The 21,021-nt window shown below is 61.0% G+C and carries 20 protein-coding genes and 1 tRNA gene; 9 read left to right on the top strand and 12 right to left on the bottom strand.

All coding sequences use genetic code 11. The annotated features are described in order from the left end of the window. Positions 1–82: 82 nt before the first annotated feature. Positions 83–937, top strand: a complete 855-nt coding sequence (locus ACX0MV_RS10140) for a LysR family transcriptional regulator (RefSeq protein ID WP_458982385.1) — start codon at positions 83–85, stop codon at positions 935–937. Here ACX0MV_RS10140 and ACX0MV_RS10145 read toward each other — a convergent pair. Continuing rightward, entirely contained in the window at positions 927–1,682 is a 756-nt protein-coding gene (locus ACX0MV_RS10145) for a sulfite exporter TauE/SafE family protein (RefSeq protein WP_458982386.1), read from the bottom strand. The two genes, ACX0MV_RS10140 and ACX0MV_RS10145, sit on opposite strands and share 11 nt — an antisense overlap. A gap of 103 nt (positions 1,683–1,785) precedes the next feature. Here ACX0MV_RS10145 and ACX0MV_RS10150 point away from each other — a divergent pair, with 103 nt between their 5' ends. Then, entirely contained in the window at positions 1,786–2,742 is a 957-nt protein-coding gene (locus ACX0MV_RS10150) for a LysR family transcriptional regulator (RefSeq protein ID WP_458982387.1), read from the top strand. Between the two features lie 64 nt (positions 2,743–2,806). On the opposite strand, the gene efp is transcribed toward ACX0MV_RS10150, so the two are convergent. The 4 genes from efp to ACX0MV_RS10170 all read right to left on the bottom strand — a co-directional run bounded on the left by efp (position 2,807) and on the right by ACX0MV_RS10170 (position 5,093). Continuing rightward, complete coding sequence (gene efp, locus ACX0MV_RS10155; RefSeq protein ID WP_458982388.1) at positions 2,807–3,379, bottom strand: elongation factor P; 573 nt, start codon at positions 3,377–3,379, stop codon at positions 2,807–2,809. Positions 3,380–3,425: 46 nt separating this feature from the next. Then, complete coding sequence (gene earP / locus ACX0MV_RS10160; protein WP_458982389.1) at positions 3,426–4,559, bottom strand: elongation factor P maturation arginine rhamnosyltransferase EarP; 1,134 nt, start codon at positions 4,557–4,559, stop codon at positions 3,426–3,428. A gap of 125 nt (positions 4,560–4,684) precedes the next feature. After that, positions 4,685–4,774, bottom strand: a tRNA-Ser gene (locus tag ACX0MV_RS10165). 73 nt (positions 4,775–4,847) lie between these two features. Then, entirely contained in the window at positions 4,848–5,093 is a 246-nt protein-coding gene (locus ACX0MV_RS10170; RefSeq protein ID WP_458982390.1) for a hypothetical protein, read from the bottom strand. A gap of 210 nt (positions 5,094–5,303) precedes the next feature. Here ACX0MV_RS10170 and ACX0MV_RS10175 point away from each other — a divergent pair, with 210 nt between their 5' ends. The 3 genes from ACX0MV_RS10175 to ACX0MV_RS10185 all read left to right on the top strand — a co-directional run bounded on the left by ACX0MV_RS10175 (position 5,304) and on the right by ACX0MV_RS10185 (position 7,959). After that, a complete protein-coding gene (locus ACX0MV_RS10175; protein WP_458982391.1) occupies positions 5,304–5,993 on the top strand; it encodes a crotonase/enoyl-CoA hydratase family protein in 690 nt (229 codons plus the stop codon). Between the two features lie 144 nt (positions 5,994–6,137). Next, positions 6,138–6,863: a lysophospholipid acyltransferase family protein gene (locus ACX0MV_RS10180; protein ID WP_458982392.1), complete on the top strand. Its 726-nt coding sequence runs from the start codon at positions 6,138–6,140 to the stop codon at positions 6,861–6,863. A 124-nt stretch (positions 6,864–6,987) separates the two neighbouring features. Continuing rightward, on the top strand, positions 6,988–7,959 hold the full coding sequence (locus ACX0MV_RS10185; RefSeq protein WP_458982393.1) for a magnesium and cobalt transport protein CorA: 972 nt from the start codon (positions 6,988–6,990) through the stop codon (positions 7,957–7,959). A 54-nt stretch (positions 7,960–8,013) separates the two neighbouring features. Here the strand turns inward: ACX0MV_RS10185 and ACX0MV_RS10190 are convergent, their stop codons facing one another. Next, entirely contained in the window at positions 8,014–8,742 is a 729-nt protein-coding gene (locus tag ACX0MV_RS10190; RefSeq protein ID WP_458982394.1) for an amidotransferase, read from the bottom strand. A gap of 163 nt (positions 8,743–8,905) precedes the next feature. Between ACX0MV_RS10190 and ptrC the strand changes: the two genes are divergently transcribed. Further along, a complete protein-coding gene (gene ptrC, locus ACX0MV_RS10195) occupies positions 8,906–9,205 on the top strand; it encodes a type III secretion system co-regulatory protein PtrC (RefSeq protein WP_458982395.1) in 300 nt (99 codons plus the stop codon). Between the two features lie 222 nt (positions 9,206–9,427). Here ptrC and ACX0MV_RS10200 read toward each other — a convergent pair whose 3' ends face one another. Next, the gene (locus ACX0MV_RS10200) at positions 9,428–11,572 is read right to left on the bottom strand and encodes a 3-hydroxyacyl-CoA dehydrogenase NAD-binding domain-containing protein (RefSeq protein ID WP_458982396.1); all 2,145 of its coding nucleotides are present in this window, start codon (positions 11,570–11,572) and stop codon (positions 9,428–9,430) included. Positions 11,573–11,735: 163 nt separating this feature from the next. After that, a complete protein-coding gene (locus tag ACX0MV_RS10205) occupies positions 11,736–12,941 on the bottom strand; it encodes an acetyl-CoA C-acetyltransferase (protein ID WP_458982397.1) in 1,206 nt (401 codons plus the stop codon). A 651-nt stretch (positions 12,942–13,592) separates the two neighbouring features. On the opposite strand from ACX0MV_RS10205, the gene ACX0MV_RS10210 reads away from it, so the two are divergent. From ACX0MV_RS10210 to ACX0MV_RS10220, 3 genes are all read left to right on the top strand, one after another. Then, complete coding sequence (locus ACX0MV_RS10210) at positions 13,593–14,399, top strand: c-type cytochrome (RefSeq protein WP_458982398.1); 807 nt, start codon at positions 13,593–13,595, stop codon at positions 14,397–14,399. A 190-nt stretch (positions 14,400–14,589) separates the two neighbouring features. Then, positions 14,590–15,714, top strand: a complete 1,125-nt coding sequence (locus tag ACX0MV_RS10215; RefSeq protein WP_458982399.1) for a mechanosensitive ion channel family protein — start codon at positions 14,590–14,592, stop codon at positions 15,712–15,714. Between the two features lie 52 nt (positions 15,715–15,766). Next, on the top strand, positions 15,767–16,750 hold the full coding sequence (locus tag ACX0MV_RS10220; protein WP_458982400.1) for an NAD(P)/FAD-dependent oxidoreductase: 984 nt from the start codon (positions 15,767–15,769) through the stop codon (positions 16,748–16,750). A 27-nt stretch (positions 16,751–16,777) separates the two neighbouring features. Here the strand turns inward: ACX0MV_RS10220 and ACX0MV_RS10225 are convergent, their stop codons facing one another. The 4 genes from ACX0MV_RS10225 to ACX0MV_RS10240 all read right to left on the bottom strand — a co-directional run bounded on the left by ACX0MV_RS10225 (position 16,778) and on the right by ACX0MV_RS10240 (position 20,847). Continuing rightward, positions 16,778–17,119 (bottom strand): ribonuclease E inhibitor RraB, encoded by a 342-nt coding sequence (locus tag ACX0MV_RS10225; RefSeq protein ID WP_458982401.1) that lies wholly within the window; start codon positions 17,117–17,119, stop codon positions 16,778–16,780. A 300-nt stretch (positions 17,120–17,419) separates the two neighbouring features. Further along, positions 17,420–18,412 (bottom strand): alpha/beta hydrolase, encoded by a 993-nt coding sequence (locus ACX0MV_RS10230; RefSeq protein WP_458982402.1) that lies wholly within the window; start codon positions 18,410–18,412, stop codon positions 17,420–17,422. Continuing rightward, positions 18,396–19,868: a flavin-containing monooxygenase gene (locus tag ACX0MV_RS10235; RefSeq protein ID WP_458982403.1), complete on the bottom strand. Its 1,473-nt coding sequence runs from the start codon at positions 19,866–19,868 to the stop codon at positions 18,396–18,398. The genes ACX0MV_RS10230 and ACX0MV_RS10235 overlap by 17 nt, the downstream gene beginning before the upstream one ends. A 133-nt stretch (positions 19,869–20,001) precedes the next feature. Continuing rightward, positions 20,002–20,847: a glycosyltransferase family protein gene (locus ACX0MV_RS10240; RefSeq protein ID WP_458982404.1), complete on the bottom strand. Its 846-nt coding sequence runs from the start codon at positions 20,845–20,847 to the stop codon at positions 20,002–20,004. Positions 20,848–21,021: the final 174 nt, after the last annotated feature.

The raw sequence follows: 21,021 nt of genomic DNA on the forward strand, positions 1-21,021 counted from the left end.
TTAGGGATGGCAACAGTCTCTCGCCGGGCTTATGATCAATCCAACGAATGTTTCTTATGTCTTGCATCTCAGAGATTGATGAATGGCCAACTACCCGAATATCGACAGTGAGTTGCTGCGGACCTTTGTCGCAATTGCCGATTACGGTGGCTTCACCCGCGCCTCGGAGATGATCAACCGCACCCAGTCGGCGGTAAGCATGCAGATGAAGCGGCTTGAAGACGACGTTATGCAGCGTCCGCTGTTTCAGCGTGACGGCCGCCAGGTCAGCCTGACGCCCGAGGGTCAGATTCTGCTCGGTTACGCACGGCGCATCCTCAAATTGCATAGCGAGGTGCTGAACACCATGCGCGAGCCCCATATGGTTGGCTCGGTACGCATCGGCACTCCGGATGACTATGTCATGCGTTTTATGCAGGGCGTGCTCACGCGCTTCGCTCAGTCCTACCCCCTGGTGCAGGTGGAATTGCATTGCGAACCCTCGTTCGCCTTGCTGCAACGCCAGGACCTGGACCTGACTATCGTCACGCGCGAACCGGGCACTGAAATCGGCCAGTTGTTGCGCAAGGAGCAGCTGGTCTGGGCGCAGGCCCGTGACTCCAGTGTGCATACCCGGGAAACCCTGCCCCTGGCGATGTTCAATACCCACTGCTTTTGCCGCTCGTGGGCCTGCAACGCACTTGATGCGATGGACCGCGATTACCGAATCGCCTACACCAGCCCAAGCCTCTCGGCGATCATGGCGGCGGTCAGTGCGGGCCTGGCAGTCACCGCGCAATTGCGCAGCCTGATCACATCAGACATGAGCATCATCGGTGAAGCGGAAGGCTTGCCGACGATGCCGATGGCCAGCATCGTGCTCCTGCGCAACCCCAACAGTCAGTCCCAGGTGACCGAAACCCTCGCCGAGCATATCGTCGACGGCTTCAGACTCTAAGCCCAAGCAGTAGCGCGCACAACAATAGGAAGCCGGCAAACAGGGCGCGCAAGGTTCGCTCCGGCAAAGCATGGGCGAACCTGACGCCCAGGCTGATGCTCAGCAACCCGCCGATCGCCAGCGGTAACGCGAGCAGCCAGTCGACATGGCCGTGCACGCCATAGGTCACCAGGGTGACGGCTGTGCTGGGCGCCGCCAGCGCCAGCGACAAGCCCTGCGCAACCACCTGGGTTGCGCCGAATACGCTGGTCAGCACGGGGGTCGCCAGTACTGCCCCGCCAACGCCGAACAAACCGCCCAAAAGACCTGCACCGCTACCGAGAAGCGCCAGCCACGGCCACGGATGGCGCAGGTCGGTGCCTCCCGCTGCCGGGCGAAAGTACAGACGCGTCAGGTTGTACAACGCCAGCGCCACCAGGAATGCCACGAAGCCGATGCGCATGCGCTCGGCATCCAGGGTGACGGCCCAACCGGCCCCAAGGATGGCAAACAGAAAGCTGCTGGTCGCCAGCGTCAGTGCATAACGCAGGTCGATGCGGTTGCGCTGGTGGTAGCGCCATAGCGCCAACAGCACGTTCGGCACCACCATCACCAATGCGGTGCCTTGGGCCAATTGCTGATCAAGGCCGAACAAGACGCCCAGCGCCGGAATCGCGATCAGGCCGCCGCCTATGCCAAACAACCCGCCGAGGGTGCCGAGGATCACACCCAGGATCAGGTTGAGGGCAAAATCGATCAGGCTCATGGGCGGCTCCGCTGTCAGTAGCGGCATCCTAATCAGCTGTTAGTGACACGGAAACGCACAGCGACGCACAATCGCTATGCATATTTCGCACAGGCAACACACCATGAACCCCGATGCCCTGACTGACCAACTTAAGCTGTTTCTCGACGTGCTCGAGACTGGCAGCTTCTCTGCCGCAGCCCGCCGCCATCCGCTCACGCCTTCGGCCGTGGCCCGCAGAATAGATGCGCTGGAACGCTCCCTTGGCAGCAGCCTGTTCAGCCGCAGCACCCATGCGGTGCGTATTACCCCGGCGGGTCTGGCATTCGCCGAGCGGGCCAGACGAATAGTCGCGGAGCTCCACCTGGCCCGCGCAGAAGCAGTGTCCTTGAGCAGCGCGCCTGAAGGGCTGATTCGCATCGATGCGCCTGCCCCATTCGGCCGCCGTCATCTGGCACCGGTGATCGCGGAATTCCTCACCGCCTACCCAGGGCTGGATGTCCAGCTGCGCCTGATCGACAGTTTTGTCGACCTGCACGGCGCACATCTGGGTGAAGTCGATCTGGTCTTGCGCATCGGTCCGCTGGCGGACACGCGCCTGGTCGCGACCGCGCTCTCGCCAATGGTGCGGATACTCTGCGCCAGCCCGGATTATCTGACGCGGCGCGGCGTGCCCCGTTCGGTAAACGAGCTGAGTGAACACGACGGTCTGGATTGGGACAGCCTGGCGCCGCCCTATGCCTGGCGCTTTGAACAGGACGGCAAATTGCAGTTGTGCCGCCCCAAGCGTCTGCGCATGACCGCCAATAATGCCGAAGCGCTACTATTCAGTGCCTTGGCCGGCCTGGGTATCGCCCACCTGCCGACCTGGCTGATTAGCGAGTACCTGCTACGCGGCGAACTGCTGCCGCTGTTCTGCGAGAACGGTCTGCCGGCCCCCGAGCCCAGTGGCATCTACGCATTGCGCCTGGATCGGGAAACCGATTCGCGCAGCCGCCTGCTGCTGGAATTTCTCAAGACGCGCTTCGGTCCCGTGGCACCCTGGGATCTGGCCCTGCAGGCCGGTATGCAGCGGAGCTGATTTACGCCGGGCACAAAAAAGCCCGGCGCTTGGCCGGGCTTTCTATTCACGCTGAGCGCCAGTGTTAGACCGGGGCTTTAGCGCGCGATTTGTACTCGCCGGTACGGGTGTCGATTTCGATCCAGTCGTCGATGTTGCAGAAATCCGCAACCTTGACTTCAGTGCCGTTGCTCAGCTTGGCAGTCTTCATCACCTTGCCGGACGTGTCGCCACGAGCCGAGCCTTCGGTGTAAGTGATCTGGCGAACGATGGTGGTCGGCAGGTCGACCGAAACCACTTTGCCTTCGAAGAAGACGGCTTCGCAGATGTCGGTCATGCCGTCGACAATGTACGGCAGAACGCTTTCCAGGTCGTCCTTGTTCAACTCGTACTGGTTGAACTCTTCGTCCATGAAAACGAAGTTCGGCTCGCTGTAGTAGGAGTAGGTCACCGCTACGCGATCGAGGATCACCGGTTCCATTTTGTCGTCGGCTTTGTAAACAGTCTCGGTCGAGGAACCGGTCAACAGGTTGCGCAGCTTCATCTTGACGATGGCGCTGTTACGACCGGACTTGGTGAATTCGGCCTTCTGGATAAGCCAAGGTTGGCCGTCGATCAGAGCCACACTGTTGGGCTTCATTTCTTGTGCGGTTTTCATACTGGGATCCGGATTTGGATGGAGTTACAGAAATCTAGGCCGCGTATCATAGCCAATTTAGGTAAAACTGTGCCAGCGCCGCGGCAAGATCGCGCTGTGACGCCTGCTGCAGACACCAGCGTTCGGCGTGCAATGCGAGCGCTGGCCAGTGATCCTGCACCTTTCCCCAGCTGTCACCTGCCTCCTGCCCAGCGTTCCATGCATGCCAGAACCGGCCCAACGCATCGCTTGCCTCTGCCGGCATGTCCTGTTGATAAAGCTGCAGAAACGCGTCGAGTTTTTCCATGTGGGCGTTATCGGCCTGCTGGTAGATGTGCCAGACAAACGGCCGCCCCGCCCATTGCGCCCGTACGAACGAGTCCTCGCCACGCACCGCATTGAAGTCGCAACTCCAGAGCAGCCGGTCATACTCATCCTGGCTTACAAAAGGCAGCACCTGGATATGCAGGTTGCCGCGCCGGTGACGGTCGCGGACCTGCAGCTTGTCGGTTCCAAGCCACATCTGCAGGTCTGCCAGCACGCGCCCTTCCGGCACCAGTAACTGAATCACCCGACTATCACGCGTCAGTGCATCCAGCCAGCTCGCCAGCGCCTTGTTCTCGTAAGCGAATAAGGAAATCAGCCGCGCGCCCTCTAGCAGTTCAACGCCGAGGCTGTGCAGGAAGGCGTAACGTGCCAGCCGATCCGCTTGAAATGCCAGGCGCTGCGCAAGCAGGTCGCGCTCACGGAGCAAGCCGCCGCTGCCCGTGCTGAAACCGGGAAAGAAAAAGAATTTCTGCACGCCGTTTGACTGCAACGACGGTAGGCCATGACAACCCGCGACCCAGTCTTCAGCGCTGAGGTATTCAAGGTTGAGCCATAGCACCTTTTGCTTGCGCGCTGCCATGGCGGTGACATACAGCTCGGGCAGCTCGCACGCGAACGCCTCGATCACCACATCGGCAGGTTCAACCGGCTGCCAAGACTTCGGCCACTGACATACCCGAACGCCCTGCTGGATCTGCTGAGCGGCCTGCATATCCGCCTGGGGACACAAGCGAACAAATGCGGACAAATCGTCCACCCACAAACGAACCGCAACTTCATGTTCCGCCACCAGCTGCCGCGCCAGTCGCCAGGTCACACCGATGTCGCCGTAGTTATCGACAACGCTGCAGAAAATGTCCCAGGTCGAACGCATGCATATCTCCGATCTGATCGCGCGAGGGTCGCACAGACGCGCACGGCCCGTTCGAGCCTAGCAAAAGCCGGAAAGCAAAAAGCCCTGAAAACTTTTCAGTTATCAGGGCTTTAGCTGAATCTATCTGGCGGTGAAGGTGGGATTCGAACCCACGATACGATTTCTCGTATACACACTTTCCAGGCGTGCTCCTTCAACCGCTCGGACACTTCACCGGGTCTCGACGGACACTGCTGTCTGTCGAGGCGCGCTAATCTAGCCGAACAGCCCCCCAAAGGCAAAAGTTTTTTACAGAAGATTCATGTGCTTATGCCAAACGCTCGTCTTCGCTCGGCGGGCTTTCGGCAATCGGCCGGAAACGCTGCGACCGAACAGCAGGAAACCCACGGAAACGAACAGGCTAAAGCCAAACAGCCCTGCTACACCTTCTGGGCTCTGGCTTCGCGCGCTGACTGCGAGCAGCAACAAACCAAGCAACAATGCCAATACCGCGCCTGCTCGCCACAGGATCGCAAACCAACCAACAGGCTGCATGCCTTCGCTCCACCAATGTTATCGATGCGCAACCTTAGGTGGGGCCGCCCGCTGGTGGCCAATTACCAATGCCCATTACAGCGATAGCCATATTGAAGGCTGCGTGTCGGAGCCTAGCCTTGGCGGCTGACCCATCAGTCAGCCGCCGTGCTTTACCAAAGCCGTGCGGGTGAGTAACGTCTGCCCCACTTCAGCACAAGGAACCCCGCCATGAGCGAACTGATCGATTACCGGCTTGACGATGGCATTGCCACCCTGACCCTCAGCAACGGCAAGGTGAATGCCATTTCCCCCGATGTGATTGCTGCATTCAATGCCGCGCTGGATCGCGCTGAGCAGGACAAGGCCATCGTGATCATCACCGGCCAGCCAGGCATTCTGTCCGGTGGTTATGACCTTAAGGTAATGACCTCCGGCCCGCAGAACGCAATCGATCTGGTCGCTGCGGGCTCGACCCTGGCGCGGCGGATGCTTGCTCATCCGTTCCCGATCATCGTTGCCTGTCCGGGCCACGCCGTGGCCAAAGGTGCTTTCATCCTGCTGTCCGCGGATTACCGTATCGGTGTCGACGGCGCCTTCAGCATCGGTCTCAACGAAGTGCAGATCGGCATGACCATGCACCACGCAGGCATCGAGCTGGCCCGCGATCGTCTGCGCAAGTCGGCCTTTCACCGCTCGGTAATCAACGGTGAAATGTTCGACCCGCAGGGCGCTGTGGATGCTGGCTTCCTGGACAAGGTGGTGGCGGCCGATCAGCTTATGGCCACGGCGCTGACCGTTGCCCAGCAGATGAAGAAGATCAACATGAGCGCGCACAAGAACACCAAACTCAAGGTGCGCAAAAATCTGCTGGAAACCCTGGATCGGGCGGTCGAACTGGACAAGCAACACATGCTCTGACCACGCCTCGGCGCTCCATAGCCCGGCCCTCGCGCCGGGCTTTTTTGTCTGTGGATATCACACACTCCAGTCGCTCGGTGGCGATTGCCGTTCAGAGTGCACAGCCGTACACTGCGCGGCCTTTTTCCATGACGGTCGTGCCAGATGCTTTTCGTTCTGCGGATGTTGGCGATGGGTGTGCATTTCATTATCGCCGGCATTCTCGGCCTGCTACTGGGCCTGTGTCGCCCCTTCAACCCGGACAACAGCCGCTTGTGCGCGCGCATGTATTCGCTGCCAGCGCTGTGGCTGTTGCGGGTCAAGCTGATCACCGACGTCCAGCCGCTGCTCGACCATTCGCGTGCCTGCGTCATCGTCGCCAACCACCAGTCCAACTACGACCTTTATGTGCTGGGTCGGGTCGTGCCAAAACGCACTGTCAGCATTGGCAAGAAAAGCCTGAAATGGGTGCCGTTATTTGGCCAGTTGTATTGGCTGGCGGGCAATGTGCTGCTCGATCGCGGCAATGCCATCCGCGCCAAACGAGCGATGCTGACCACGACCGACACGCTCAGGCACAAAAACACCTCGATCTGGGTATTCCCCGAGGGCACCCGCAACCTCGGCGAGGGTTTGCTGCCGTTCAAGAAAGGCGCTTTCCAGATGGCCGTCGCAGCGGGTGTTCCGATCATCCCCGTGTGTGTCAGCAATTACGCCAAGTCGCTGGATGCAGGCCGCTGGAACAGCGGCCGCATCATGATTCGCTCGCTGCCAGCAATCCCGACCGAAGGGCTGAGCATGGCGGACCTGCCCGAGCTGATCGACACATGCAGAACGCGGATGGAGCATTGCATCGGCCAGCTGGATCAGCAGCTGGCCCAGCTTCCCTGATCAGCAAACCCGGCCCAGCGCCGGGTTTTCTTTGTCTGATCGGCTGCCGACGCAGCGCTCACCGTTACGCATGAGCCTGTACCAGCTAAGCTGCCGACAGACCGCAGCCACTGAAGGAGTACCCATGGGCCACGTCGTTGCCGCCGCCGTCTACAGCAAAGGCAGAAAAATCACCGACATTACCCTCGACGAAGGCATGCAATGGTCGAAGAGACCCGAGCATTTCGTCTGGATCGGCCTGCACGATCCTGGTGCCGAGGAGCTGACCAAGCTGCAACGCCAGTTCGACCTGCATGAACTGGCGCTGGAAGACGCCCTGCAGCGCCATACCCGGCCCAAGCTCGAAACGTTCGGCGATGCCTTGTTTCTGGTGCTCTACTCACCTTTCAAGGAGCACGGCGAATTAAAGTTCGCCGAAACCCAGCTGTTCGCCGGTTCCGGCTATGTCATCAGTGCCCGTTACGGCGACTCCGCGCCCTACTCCCAGGTGCGCCAGCGTTGCGAGGCGCGGCCTTTGCTGCTCGAGCACGGTGAGGATTTCGTGCTGTATGCGCTGCTGACGTTCGTCATCGAAAACTACCGACCCTTGATGGACGACTACTACGCCGAACTCGAAGAGGTCGAGCAGCATGTACTCAAGCGCCCGCTGACGCATGCCGATGTCGAACGCATTCAGGGCCTGCGCCGCGACCTGTTGCGCCTGCGTCGTTATATCGGGCCACTGGCGGAAATCTGCCAGGAACTGCAGCGCCTTGATTTCCCCTTCATCGACAAGAACATGCGGCCCTACTTCCGCGACGTCGCGATCCATGTCAATCGTCTGCTGGAGGACCTGACCGCATTGCGCGAGATGGCCGATCACGCCATCGAGATCGGCCTGCTGCTGGAGTCGTCGCGGCAAAGCGTCACCCAACGCAAATTTGCCGCCTGGGCCGCGATCCTGGCATTCCCCACCGCGGTGGCGGGCATCTACGGGATGAACTTCGAGAACATGCCGGAGCTGACCTGGCAGTTCGGCTACTTCGGCGTGCTGGGCGTGATCTTCAGCGGCTGCGTCGGGCTGTATGCCTGCTTCAAGCACTACGGCTGGCTATGACAAAATAGCCGTTCGATTCGCACCATAAAAAACCCGGCAGTTGCCGGGCTCTGCTCAGTCGACCAAGCCTGATCGACCGTGGGCAACGAAGCGCATCATCCACTCCGCAACGGTGTGGCCCTGATGGTCGTGCTCCAGGCTGCTGACACCCTTGTGGTACGCCGCCTCGCCAATATGCTGCTGGCGGATTTCCAGCAGCGCCTTGGAATAGGCATGGATGAACTCCGGATGCCCCTGGAAGCACAGCACCTGATCGCCGATGCAGTAGGCGGCAATCGGACAGAACTCGCTGGAGGCCAGCAGGGTGGCATTTTCCGGCAGGCGGGTGACCTGGTCCTGGTGGCTGATCAGCAGCGTCAGCTCTTCCAGCGCCGGCATCATCCACTCGGGGCGGTGATTGACGTTGTAACGATGAATGCCGACACCCCAGCCCTGGTGAGCTCGCTCGGCATGACCGCCAAACAGCAGTGCCAGCAATTGATGGCCGAAGCAGATACCGAGAATCTTGTCGCCGCGCTGGTAGCGCTCCAGCAGGTACAGTTTGAGCGTCTGGATCCAGGGTTCCGGGCCAAACGAATCAGCCTTGCTGCCGGTCACCAGATAGGCGTCGTAGCGCTCGCTATCAGGCGGGTAATCGCCCTGCATCACATTAAACACGGTGAAGGTGGCGGCGATTGGCTGACGGGCGAACAGCTCTTCGAACATGCGGCCGTAACCGTGGTATTGGTCAACCAGTTCGGGGCGGAGAACGTCAGTTTCCAGAATGCATATCTGCAACGGCATGGGGCGGATACCTGAAACGCGGCGGGTGAAGGGTTATAGGGCGCAAGCCTGCCTGCGCGCTGGCTATGTGGCAAGTGGCCCGCACACACCAGCGCACAATACCGACCAATTGCACCGCGCAGTGGCATGGTCGGCGCGACTATCAGCGCGCTCGATAATCACCATGACGGCCATTCACTTCTCGCGCTGCAGCCAGGCCGCGATCATCTGCTCACTGGCCAACGCCCACCGCCAAACTGGCGCAGATCGAATCGAGGACACCGCCATGAGTATCGCCCAATCAATTTCCAACCAGAACGTCTATGGCGTGACCTATGCCAGCATCGATGCCAACGGCATTCACTTCGAATCCGAGCTGGCCGTTCAGCTTGCCGACGGCAGCCTGACTACCCTGAAAATGCCGACCCAGCTCAGCGAGCGCCTGGCCATTCAAGACCTGCTGCGTAGCCATCAGGCGCGCTGAGTTGAGCCTGAAATACGAGGCGCGCCTGGCAGGCAGCAAGGTAGGGTGCGCTGTGCGCACCAGGCACCCGCATTAACGTTGATGTGGGTGCGCACGGCTCACCCTACGAAATCAGGCCCCTACACCTAGCACAGCTATGCGATGCCTGATCGCAACAGACTAGGGAAGCAGATCCAAAAAAGAACGGCCCCTGACGGAGCCGTTCTCATTGCGGCTATGGCGCTAGAACAATTCGCCCTTGGCTGCCTTGTCCAGCAGCAATGCCGGCGGCAGGAAACGCTCGCCGTACTGCTCAGCCAGGTACTGGGCGCGGGCGACAAAGTCCTTCACCCCGTACTGGTTGATAAACTGCAGCGCGCCGCCGCTCCAGGCGGCAAAGCCAATGCCGAAGATCGAGCCGATATTGGCGTCGGCAACCGATTTGAGCACGCCCTCTTCCACGCAGCGCACGGTTTCAATGGCTTGGATAAACAGGATGCGATCACGTACGTCGATCTGCGAGATCTGCGCGTCCGGCTTCTCGAAACGCGCTTTCAGCTCCGGCCACAGGCGCTTCTTGCCACCCGCCGGGTAATCGTAAAAGCCCGCACCAGCCGCCTTGCCCGGACGTTTGTACTCGTTGAGCATCAAGTCGATCACCGCAAACGCCGGATGCTCTGGGATGGATTTACCCTCTGCGGCGAGGTCCTTGATGGTCTGCTGACGGATATGGTTCATCAGGCTCATCGACACTTCATCGCTGATCGCCAGCGGCCCCACCGGCATGCCGGCCTTGCGCGCTTCGTTCTCGATCATCGCCGCGCTCACGCCTTCGCCCAGCATGGCCAGGCCTTCGTTGGTGAAGGTGCCAAACACCCGCGAGGTGAAGAAGCCGCGACTGTCGTTGACCACGATCGGGGTCTTCTTGATCTGCATCACGTAGTCAAAGCCGCGCGCCAAAGTCTCGTCGCTGGTGTGCTCGCCCTTGATGATTTCCACCAGCGGCATCTTGTCCACCGGGCTGAAGAAATGCAGGCCGATAAACTTGTCCTGCTTCTGCACCGCGTTGGCCAGGCCGGTGATCGGCAGAGTCGAGGTGTTGGAAGCGATCACCGCATCGCTCAGCGCCGCACGCGCGGCAGCGGCCGTGACATTGGCTTTGAGGTCACGATCCTCGAACACCGCTTCGATAATCAGATCGCAGCCGGCAAAGTCGGCATCGCTGACGGTGGGTTTGATCCGCGCCAGGATGCCATCGCGTTTATCGGCGCTCATCTGGCCCCGGCCGACTTTCTTCTCCAGCAGCTTGGCCGAGTAATCCTTGCCCTTCTCGGCGGCCTCGATGGAAATGTCCTTGAGCACCACCTCGATGCCGGCCACCGCCGACACATAGGCAATACCGGCGCCCATCATGCCGGCACCGAGCACGCCAACCTTCTTGGTCACGTAAGGCTCGAAACCTTGCGGGCGCGAGCCGCCGGCGTTGATTTCATTGAGTTGGAACCAGAAGGTGCCAATCATGTTCTTCGCCACCTGGCCGGAGGTTAGCTCGGTGAAGTAGCGCGCTTCGATGATCTGCGCGGTGTCGAAGTCGACCTGGGCACCCTCGACGGCGGCGCACATGATTTTCTCCGGCGCAGGGAAGCAGCCCTTGGTCTTGTCGCGCAGCACGCTCGGGGCGATGGCCAGCATCTGTGCCACGTTCGGGCTCGATGGCGTACCGCCGGGAATCTTGTAACCGGCGACATCCCAAGGCTGTTTCGCCGCCGGGTTGGCGGCGATCCAGGTGCGGGCCTTAGCCAGCAGGTCATCCTTGTCGGAGGCCAGTTCATGGATCAAGCCCGCCTTGAGCGCGGCATCGGGACGAACCTTCTTGCCTTCGGCCAGATACGGCAGAGCCTTTTCCAGACCGAGCAGGCGCACCATCCGCACCACCCCGCCACCGCCTGGCAGCAGGCCGAGGGTCACTTCCGGCAGGCCGAGCTGGATGCTGGAACTGTCCAGGGCGATACGGTGATGGCAGGCCAGGGCAATTTCCCAGCCGCCGCCCAGGGCCGCGCCATTGATTGCAGCCACCACGGGTTTACCCAAGCACTCCAGGCGGCGCAGTTGGCCCTTGATAGTGAGGATCATCTGGTAGAAGGCCGGCGCGTCGGCCTTGGTGACCTTGATCAGCTCATTGAGGTCGCCGCCGGCGAAGAAGGTCTTCTTCGCTGAGGTGACAATCACCCCGGCGATGGAATCCTTCTCGGCTTCCAGGCGCTCGACCGTCTTGCCCATGGCTTCGCGGTATACCGCGTTCATGGTGTTGGCGCTCTGGCCGGGCATGTCCATGGTCAGAACGACGATATTGTCCTGGCCTTTTTCGTAACGGATGGCGTCAGTCATTTCTATTCACTTCCCAAATGTCGGGGGAGCGCTTCAGGGGCGTCACGAGCGAAGGTCAGGCAAGGCGGAAATCATTCGGAAAGCGGAGTTTGCTGGTGCAAATGAGCATTTCCGGAGGATTTCCAACGCAGCATGGCCGAGCGCAGTAGCCCGTGATAGCTCCTTAAATACGTTCAATGATGGTGGCAATACCCATACCGCCACCCACGCAGAGAGTGGCCAGGCCGTAGCGCAGCTGGCGTTTCTCCAGCTCGTCAAGCAGGGTGCCGAGGATGGCGCAGCCGGTCGCACCCAGCGGGTGGCCCATGGCGATGGAGCCGCCGTTGACGTTGACCTTGTCCTCCGCGACGCCCATGTCCTTCATAAATTTCATCACCACCGAGGCAAACGCCTCGTTGACCTCAAACAGGTCGATGTCATTGACGTTCAACCCAGCCTTGGCCAGCGCCTTACGGGTGGCCGGCGCAGGGCCGGTGAGCATGATGGTCGGATCGGTACTGGTCACGGCGGTGGCGACGATACGCGCGCGCGGCTTCAAGCCCAGTTCCTTGCCCTTCTCAGCGCTGCCGATCAACATCAGGGCAGAACCGTCGACGATGCCGGAGCTGTTGCCCGGGGTGTGTACGTGGTTGATCTGCTCGACATGGCTGTAGACGCGCAGCGCGGTGCTGTCGAAGCCCATCTGGCCCATCATCTCGAAGCTCGGCTTGAGCTTGCCCAGGCCCTCGAGGGTGGACTCGCCACGGATAAATTCGTCGTGGTCGAGCAGCACGATGCCGTTTTGATCCGCCACCGGGATCAGCGACTTGTTGAACGAGCCGTCCTTGCTGGCGCGGGCGGCTTTCTGCTGCGAGCGCAGGGCGAAGCTGTCGACGTCCGTGCGGCTGAAACCTTCCAGGGTGGCGATCAGATCGGCGCCGATGCCCTGCGGGGTGAAATGGGTGTGCATATTGGTCGCCGGGTCCATCACCCAGGCGCCGCCGTCGGAACCCATGGGAATGCGCGACATCGACTCGACGCCGCCGACCACCACCAGGTCCTCGAAACCGGAACGCACCTTCATCGCGCCCATGTTTACCGCTTCCAGGCCCGAGGCGCAGAAACGGTTGAGCTGCACGCCCGACACGCTGACATCCCAATCGGCAACCATGGCCGCCGTCTTGGCGATGTCAGCGCCCTGATCGCCCACCGGCGTTACGCAGCCGAGCACGATGTCATCGACCTGGCTGGTGTCCAGGTTATTGCGCGCTTGCAGCGCCTTGAGCAGGCCGGCGATCAGGTCGACAGGCTTGACGCTGTAAAGCGCGCCATCTTTCTTGCCCTTGCCGCGGGGCGTGCGCACGGCATCGAAAATAAATGCTTCGGTCATGGCGTCCGGAACTCCAGGCTGGTGGCGCGCAGGCGCGCCTGTTGAGTTATACCCTTGCCACCATACGCCAGGGGTTTGCAGGCTCAATGACCGAAGTGCTCAGGCCCATTGACCACTCAGCTCAGACGAACGGTTCAGCACTGTGCAATCCGGATGCGGATGCTCTAGCTCAAGGTCCCTTTCATTCCCCCGTCTCGCTTTTCATAACTGTTGGTTCAGAAAACGGAGCCATTTAGAAACCAAGACTTCTATTACAGAGGTGGTCAGCGCCCTATGGTTAAAAAGCAGCCAAACAGTCACAGGCTTCAAAAGCGACCGTCGCCGGGTTTTGCCGGGACGGATTACAGCCCTATCCAGGCGATGCGGCCCCTATAGCAGTCTTCAGGGGCACTGCACGCCAATAAGAACAACAGGCAGGCAGCCATGTTCAACCGTCCGAAAGTTCGCCAAGCGAGCCTTATCGTATTTGCCACAGCGCTAATCCTGATTGTGCCGAACCTGAGCCGTCTGGTCAGTTAGCACTCTCCATGCCCCAGCGTGGACGGGAAATACTTGCTCTCGCACCTGATTCGTTGACCAGGCGCGGCTATGCTATGCGCCACCCAGCAAGCGCGACGCCAAAACCGCGCGGCCCATCAGGCGGAACCCTCTATGAAGATACCCGGACTGCTATCGATCCTGCTGCTCCTTGGCGGTGCAGCTCAAGCCGCAGAACTGAGGCTGACCAGCGGCTCGACCGAACGAACATGGCAAACCGAGGAGTTGCTCGGCCATCCCCAGGCGCAGCAAATCGAAATTGCCGAAGACGTCAGCTACCGCCGCACCATGAGCTACCGCGCGGTGCCCCTGGCGTCGCTGCTTGAGGGCGTCGAAGCGGGCGATCATCTGCAGGCGGTGGCGCTGGACGGTTTCGCTGCAGAGCTGCCAGCAGCGCTATTGCTTGGCAAGCGCGGTGCGCGGGCCTGGCTGGCGATTGAGGAGCCGACGCGGCCCTGGCCGCCACTGGCGCCAGGCAAACCTAGCGCGGGGCCGTTTTATCTGGTCTGGCAAAACCCCGAGGCCGGTCAGGTCGGCCCTGAGCAATGGCCCTATCAGCTGGCGCAAATCCGCACCCTGGCGCCGGTGGCCGAGCGTTTTCCCCAATTGCTGCCGGCAACGGACGCCGACGCACAGAGCCAGGCAGGCTTCGCCCAGTTCCAGAAGCATTGCATGGCCTGCCACCGCCTCAACGCCGCCGGGGACTCGGCGTTCGGTCCGGACCTGAACATTCCGCATAACCCCACCGAATATTTCGCCGGCGATTTTCTCCAGCGCTATATCCGCGACCCGCAGAGCCTACGACGTTGGCCCCAGGGCAGAATGCCGGGCTTCAGCGAAACGCAATTGAGCGACGTCGAGATGGCGCAATTACTGGCCTACCTCAGGCATATGGCGAAGCGCAAAACCACCGCCGAATAGCCCAAAAACGCGCGCTGCACGCACCGCAAGCAAAGCGGTCCGCCCGCTTCGGTAATGCGCCAATGGCCGTCGCCCCTGATCAGCCAAGCTGAACTATTGAAGCTGCAACCGACCGAAGAACTGGAACGTCATTTTTTGGCGAAGGTCATGTGGGCGTGAGCACGCCCCTCCAGCGGAGGTCGTTATACCAATGGAAAATTGGGAATTCTGGCTCAATCGAACCCTTTGGATAAACATCGCCATCGTGGTGGTCGCCACGCTGGTGATCTACACGGTGATGCGCACCCTGGTCGGTCGGCTGAGCACCCACATGGCCGCCTGGGCAGAAAAGCGTCGCAAGCTGGTGTACCGCCTGGTCGCCGAGATTTTCCGGCAGACCAGCCGCTTTCTGCTGTTCGCTTTCTCTCTAATGCTCGCGCTGAAACTGGTCGAGCTGTCTGACAAGTGGGAGTCCGCCCTCAGCCATGGCTGGTTCGTGGCGCTGTCGCTGCAGATTGCCCTGTGGTTCGACAGCGGCATCCGGCTGTGGGCCAACAGCCTGTTGATCCATCCAGACGGCAGCGTGCGCAACCCGGTGACGACCACCATCATCGCGATCATGGTGCGCCTACTGGTCTGGGCGATCATGCTGCTGTCGATCCTCGCCAACCTCGGCGTGAACATCACCGCGCTGGTCGCCAGCCTCGGCGTTGGCGGTATCGCGGTGGCCCTGGCGGTACAGACGCTGCTCAGCGACGTATTCGCGTCCTTGTCGATCGGCGTCGACAAACCATTCGAAATCGGCGACTTCATTGTGTTCGGCGCCGTGGCCGGGACCATCGAGCACATCGGCCTAAAGACCACGCGCATCCGCAGCCTGAGCGGCGAGCAGGTGGTTTGTTCCAATGCCGAGCTGCTGCGCCAGACGCTGCACAACTACAAGCGTATGAACACGCGACGCATCGTGTTCAAGTTCGGCATCACCTACGACACCCCGACCGAGAAAGTCCGCGAAGTCAGCCAACTGGTGGCCGATGTGGTCAAGGCCGTGCCGGACACCAGGTTCGATCGGGCCCATTTTCTGTCGTTCGGTGAATATGACCTGACCTTCGAGGTGGTCTACATCGTCCTGAGCTCGGACTTTAACAAGTACATGGATATCCAGCAGGAGATCAATCTCAAGTTGTTGGACGAGTTCCGCCAGCGAGACATCCAGTTCGCCTTCCCGACCCGCAGGCTGGAGTTTGTCGGCGGCAATTTCCCCGAGGTGCGTGTTGCCGGTTTACCCGAACAACAGCCCGAAGAAAACCGCCCGCAACGGCTGAGAACGAATTGAGCGCTGCCGGTTGCTCCATGATTGACAGGCCGCTTGAGCGCAGTGGACCCCAATGAAAGAATCCCACGATACAGCCGCTGCGCAGGCCCAGAGCGTGGTGGATTGCCTGATCATCGGCGGTGGTCCCGCAGGGCTGACGGCGGCGATCTACCTGGCGCGCTTTCATCGCAGCTGCGTGTTGATCGATACCGGCCCGAGCCGCGCATCCTGCATTCCGCGCTCGCACAATTACCCCGGCTTTCCGCCAGGTATTACCGGCGAGGATCTACTCGCCAGGCTGCGCGACCAGGCACTGCATTTCGGCGCCAGTCTGCAGCAAGGCTGGGTTGAGCGCATCGAGTCGCACACGCAGGGGTTTCTGGCGACTTACAGCGGCGGCAGCCTGATTGCCCGACGGCTGATCCTCGCCACGGGCATCGACGATACCCTGCCGGAGGTTGGCGACGTCCAGACCGGCATCAGTGACGGGCGAATCCGGCTATGCGCGATCTGCGATGGCTACGAACTGGATGGCGACAACGTCGCGGTGTACGGCGAAGCTGAATGCGCGATTGACCACGCCGTGTTTCTGCGCACGTTCACCGACCGGGTCACGGTGGTGGTGCATGGTGACGGCCGCGCCTGCGAAAAGGCGCTGGCTCACGCGCAGCGCTATGGCATTCGCATGATCGCCGACCGCGTCGCTGCCATGCGGCTGACTGAGAACCAGGTCGAGATAACCACCTGCGAGGGCGAGCGGCATCGGTTCGATATCGTTTATCCGAACCTGGGAAGTCGAGTCCGAGACGGCTTACCGCGTGCCCTGGGCGTCGAGTTTGACGACGATGGCAACCTGCGGGTCGATAGCCATCAACAGACGTCAGTTGAAGGGGTGTACGCAATAGGCGATCTGGTGCCGGGCCTCAAACAATTGAGTGTCGCGACCGGCCAGGCCACCCAGGCGGCTACGGCCGTGCACAACAGCCTGCCAATCAACCCCTGGACGCCGAACCGCGCTGGCCGAGACAAAGGCTCTAAACAAATCGACCAGTCGTAGACTGGTCGATTACTGTTGCAAGGTGAATCAGGGCCGCTGGCCTTTGACTTCCTGCGTCACGCCCCAGCCATCCAGAGTTCCGCCAAGCGGAATCACCACCGACTCCATGTTGTGCTCGAAGTCGCCGATGCCTGCGTGGGTTGCGTACATCACCTTGCTTACCTGCAAGTGCCAGGCGCCGTCGTCGCGCTCGGTCACCAGGGCGTGCAAGGATTCACCGCGAAAATTTCTGGTCGCCATGCGAGCCCGCTCCTCATCCGGGAATATGGCGTAGAACTCGATTGGATGGACACTGGCGAAATCGAAACCACCTTCCTTCATCCGCCGTAAAACTCCGTTGCCGACATCATCGTGCAAGGCTGTGCTCATGCTGAAACCCTCCTCAGGCGATGGATGAATTAACAGGTCGAAAGCCCCGGCCGATGCCGCTACCGATGTGCTCAACGCCCCGTGAACCGCGTTCCCATTGCAACCGCCAAAACCGCAGCGGTGTCACGGCGCCCGATTGCGACGCCGCCCGAGAGTCAAGCAAGTAACTGCTTGATGTGTCATAGCCGATCCTGCCAGGCAAGTCGGCTTGCCGGAGGGTTATTCAGGATGAATAACCCGTAGCCGTCATTAGCAGACTAGCGCGGTACTGGCCGTTTTGCCCGCTGAAACATCCACTTGTTACATCCGCTCGCACATTCTCCGAGGCGCATCCTTCGAAGCTCCGCCAGTGCGCGAAGGTTCTGCTACGCCCTGCTCGCGGAGAAAGCTCACCACTTCGTCCAGGGCGAAATCCGCCGCATTGAGCATGCCGGCATGTGCCTGAAATACATGCCACAACGCCGGATAACGTTGCAGCTGTACCGACACCCCTGCCGCAATAGCTTTTTCGGCGAAGCGCAAGCTGCCGTTGAGCAGCAATTCGTCCTCGCCGACCTGCAGCAGCAGAGGAGCCAGGCCATGCAAGTCGGCAAAAAGCGGCGAAATGGCCGGATTTTCGGCGCCTGTATCTGGCGGGCAATAGAGCCGCGCTGCTTGCTCGATCCACAAGGGGTGAAGCAGCGGGTCGCCCGCGGGCGGGCTATGCAGCTGCTGGCGAGTGAAGTCGGTCACGGGCGAGAAGCACACCAGCGCCGCCGGTTGAGGCAACCCGAGTTCGCGCAGGCCCAGGCTGGTGACCAGGCTGAGATTACCGCCCACCGAGTCGCCGCCGATGGCGATTCGTTCAGGCGCATAACCGGCATCGAGCAATGCTCGATACGCCCCCAGGGCATCGTCGCGCGCCGCCGGAAAGGGAAACTCCGGTGCCAGGCGGTAATCCAGCGCACAGACTTCGATCTGCCCGCGTTTGGCCAATTGGCCACAGATCCCCCGGTGGGTATGCGGTCCGCCAATCAGATAACCACCGCCGTGCAGATAGAGCAGTACGCCGCCGCTGGCGTGCTGCGGCCGATGCCACTCGCATGGCCGACCGCCCAGTGTGGTCGTGCTGCGGCTGACACCGGGTACACGCGGGGCGACGGCGGTCAGCAGGTTGATCACCGCGCGCTGCCCGCCAATCGGCATCGGCGGGCGTACCAGGCCACGAAACAGCAGGCGCAACGCGGCGCGCAAAACCCACCGTGTGACAGCCTGGTCGGCGACCGGGGCAACGAACTCAGCGGGTACATTCATAGTCGGCCAACTCCGGGGCGCGGGTGATATGTCGATAACTGAAGGTATAGCCAGGCCAGTTGTTGGTGTGTTTGCCGCTGTCATTGCGGTACCAGCTGTCGCACCCCTGGGCCCAGATGGTGCGCTGCACGGCGGTCTGAACCTGGCGGTTGAATCGCAGCTGGGCCTGCGGCTTCACATCGAGGTAACGCAGCGCTCGCTCGCGCAACGTCTCGATGCAGCTCAGCACGTAGCGAAACTGGCTTTCGAGCATGTAGATGATCGAGCTGTGGCCCAGGTTGGTATTGGGTCCATAGAGCAGAAACAGATTGGGAAAACCGCTGACGCTGATGCCCTTGTAGGCCTCGGCGCCCTCCTTCCAGCGCTGGTTCAGCTCGACCCCATCAAGGCCGGTGATCTGCATCGGCGCGAGAAACTCCGAGGCGGCGAAGCCGGTCGCGAAGATCAGTACATCGCATGCATGCTGATGGCCGTCCGCCGTGACTATGCCGCCTGCGTTGACTTCACGAATGGCCTCGCTGACCACCTGCACGTTTGCCTGCGCGAGCGCCGGGTAATAGTCGTTGCTGATCAGGATGCGCTTGCAGCCCATCGGGTAGTCCGGCTCCAGGCGCGTGCGCAGCTCGGGGTCGGCAATGTGGTCTGCAAGGTGGCGGATAAACCCCGACCGGAACAGGCCCATCAAGCCCGGAAAGTTGATGAACGCCAGTGCCCGTAATTCATGCTGAAGGTACTTCAGGCCACGATCGATTCGTTGCAGCCAGGGCCAGCGCCGCTTCAACGCCACTTCCCAGCGTCGGTACGCACGGTCCGGCTTGGGTAGTACATAGGCGGGCGAACGCTGGAACAGCTGCAAATTTGCGACCTTGGGCTGAATCTGCGGCACGAACTGGATCGCCGAGGCGCCCGTGCCGATGACCGCGACGCGCTTGCCGGAGAGGTCGAGGTCGTGGCGCCAGCGCGCGGAGTGAAATGCCTCACCGGCGAAGTGCTCGATACCGGCAAGCGGCGGATACGCCGGTCGATTGAGCTGACCACAGGCGCTGACCAGTACCTGGGCGCTCAGCTCCTCGCCATTGGCCAGCTTGATGCGCCAGAGCGCGGCGGGCGCGTCGAAACGGGCGGCCACCACCTCGCGGTTGCAGGCGATGTGCCGGCGCAGCGCGTAACGCTCGACGCAGTCCAGCAGGTACTGCTGGATTTCCGCCTGGGGCGCGTATTTGCGGCTCCAGTCGGCTTTCGGCGCGAAGGAAAACGAATACAGATGGGAAGGCACATCGCAGGCCGCGCCCGGGTAATCATTGTCGCGCCAGGTGCCGCCCACCTCGGCAGCTTTCTCTAGCAGCAGAAAATCCTCGATGCCGGCCTGTTTCAAGCGGATCGCCAGGCCCACGCCGGCGAAACCACTACCAATGATCACCACGCGCAACGGCGCTGTTGACTCGGAACCGCTCATTCTCTTCTCCAACCGCAGTGGTGCGGATGGAGGAATGCTACGTGCCGAACGCCGCAGCGTTTATGGGATAGCCGGCCAACTTATTGTGACTTTCGGACACTGGGTCGCCCAGCAGCGCCATGCAGTGGCAGCATTACCAGAACTTCCACCAACGCTTCGGCCGGGTCACCTTGTTGCCGGTGTAGGCCTTTTGCGAATACTTGGGGAATTCGCCGAATATCTGCGGCACCCGATAGTTCTCAGGGCTGTAGCCGGCGTCCAGCGCCTCCTGGTAATAGCTGTCGAACAAGGCTTGCAGGTCCTTGCGCGGATGCTCCATGACCTGCCCGTCGAACCAGTGCTGGCGGCCTTCCTGCTGCAAGCGCGGCAAAGCCAGGTAGTGGGAGAACTGGGTGCCCATGTCCGAATAATGCAGGATCTTGATGCGCTCAACGGGCGTGTTCTCGCCGTCGATATTGTTGTACTCGGTATCGAACGGCTGGATGACCTCGCCGTTGACCTTGTAGTACTTCTTCAGCTGCTGGTGGATTTCCGGTCGTCCTTTGAGCTCATCGATCGGCGGCAGATGCTTTTCAGCTGCAGCGCAATCCCACATGGACACGCAGAACCGCCACGACTGCTCGCCGCCCTTGGCCATCACCACCTTGCCCGGCTCGAACGACAGGCTCCACAGCTCGGCCAGGTCGCACAGCACCATGACGTCGGTGTCCATGTAGATCGCCTTGCCCTGGTACCCGCAAAACGCCGGAATACCCCAGCGGAATCCGGAAAACGGCGTCGTCCAGGCCTCGGTCCGCCAGCCTTGCTGCTGCTCGGGGTTGGAGTACCAGAAGGAATCCGGATTGCGCGACAGTTGCATCCAATGGATCTCGACCGGCATCGAGCAGTGCTTACGGATGCTGTAGTCCAGCACCATCATCTGTTCCAGGTCACAGTCGTTGGGGTCACAACCAACAAATACCTTGATCACTTCCTGCATGGCCGAAACCTTTCCTTGCCTGTACGTAGATTGGGTAAACGACGTCTGCGCCGACTTTGCAGCAGCCTTGAATTGCGCGGGTACGCTAAAGCTTTGATGGCGGCAGATCAAGCGCGGCCCGGCGTCACCGACGGGCGTCCCCCGCTCGCCTTGTTGCGCCGGATGCTCAACTTC

The organism is Pseudomonas cistanchae (genome assembly GCF_054483635.1).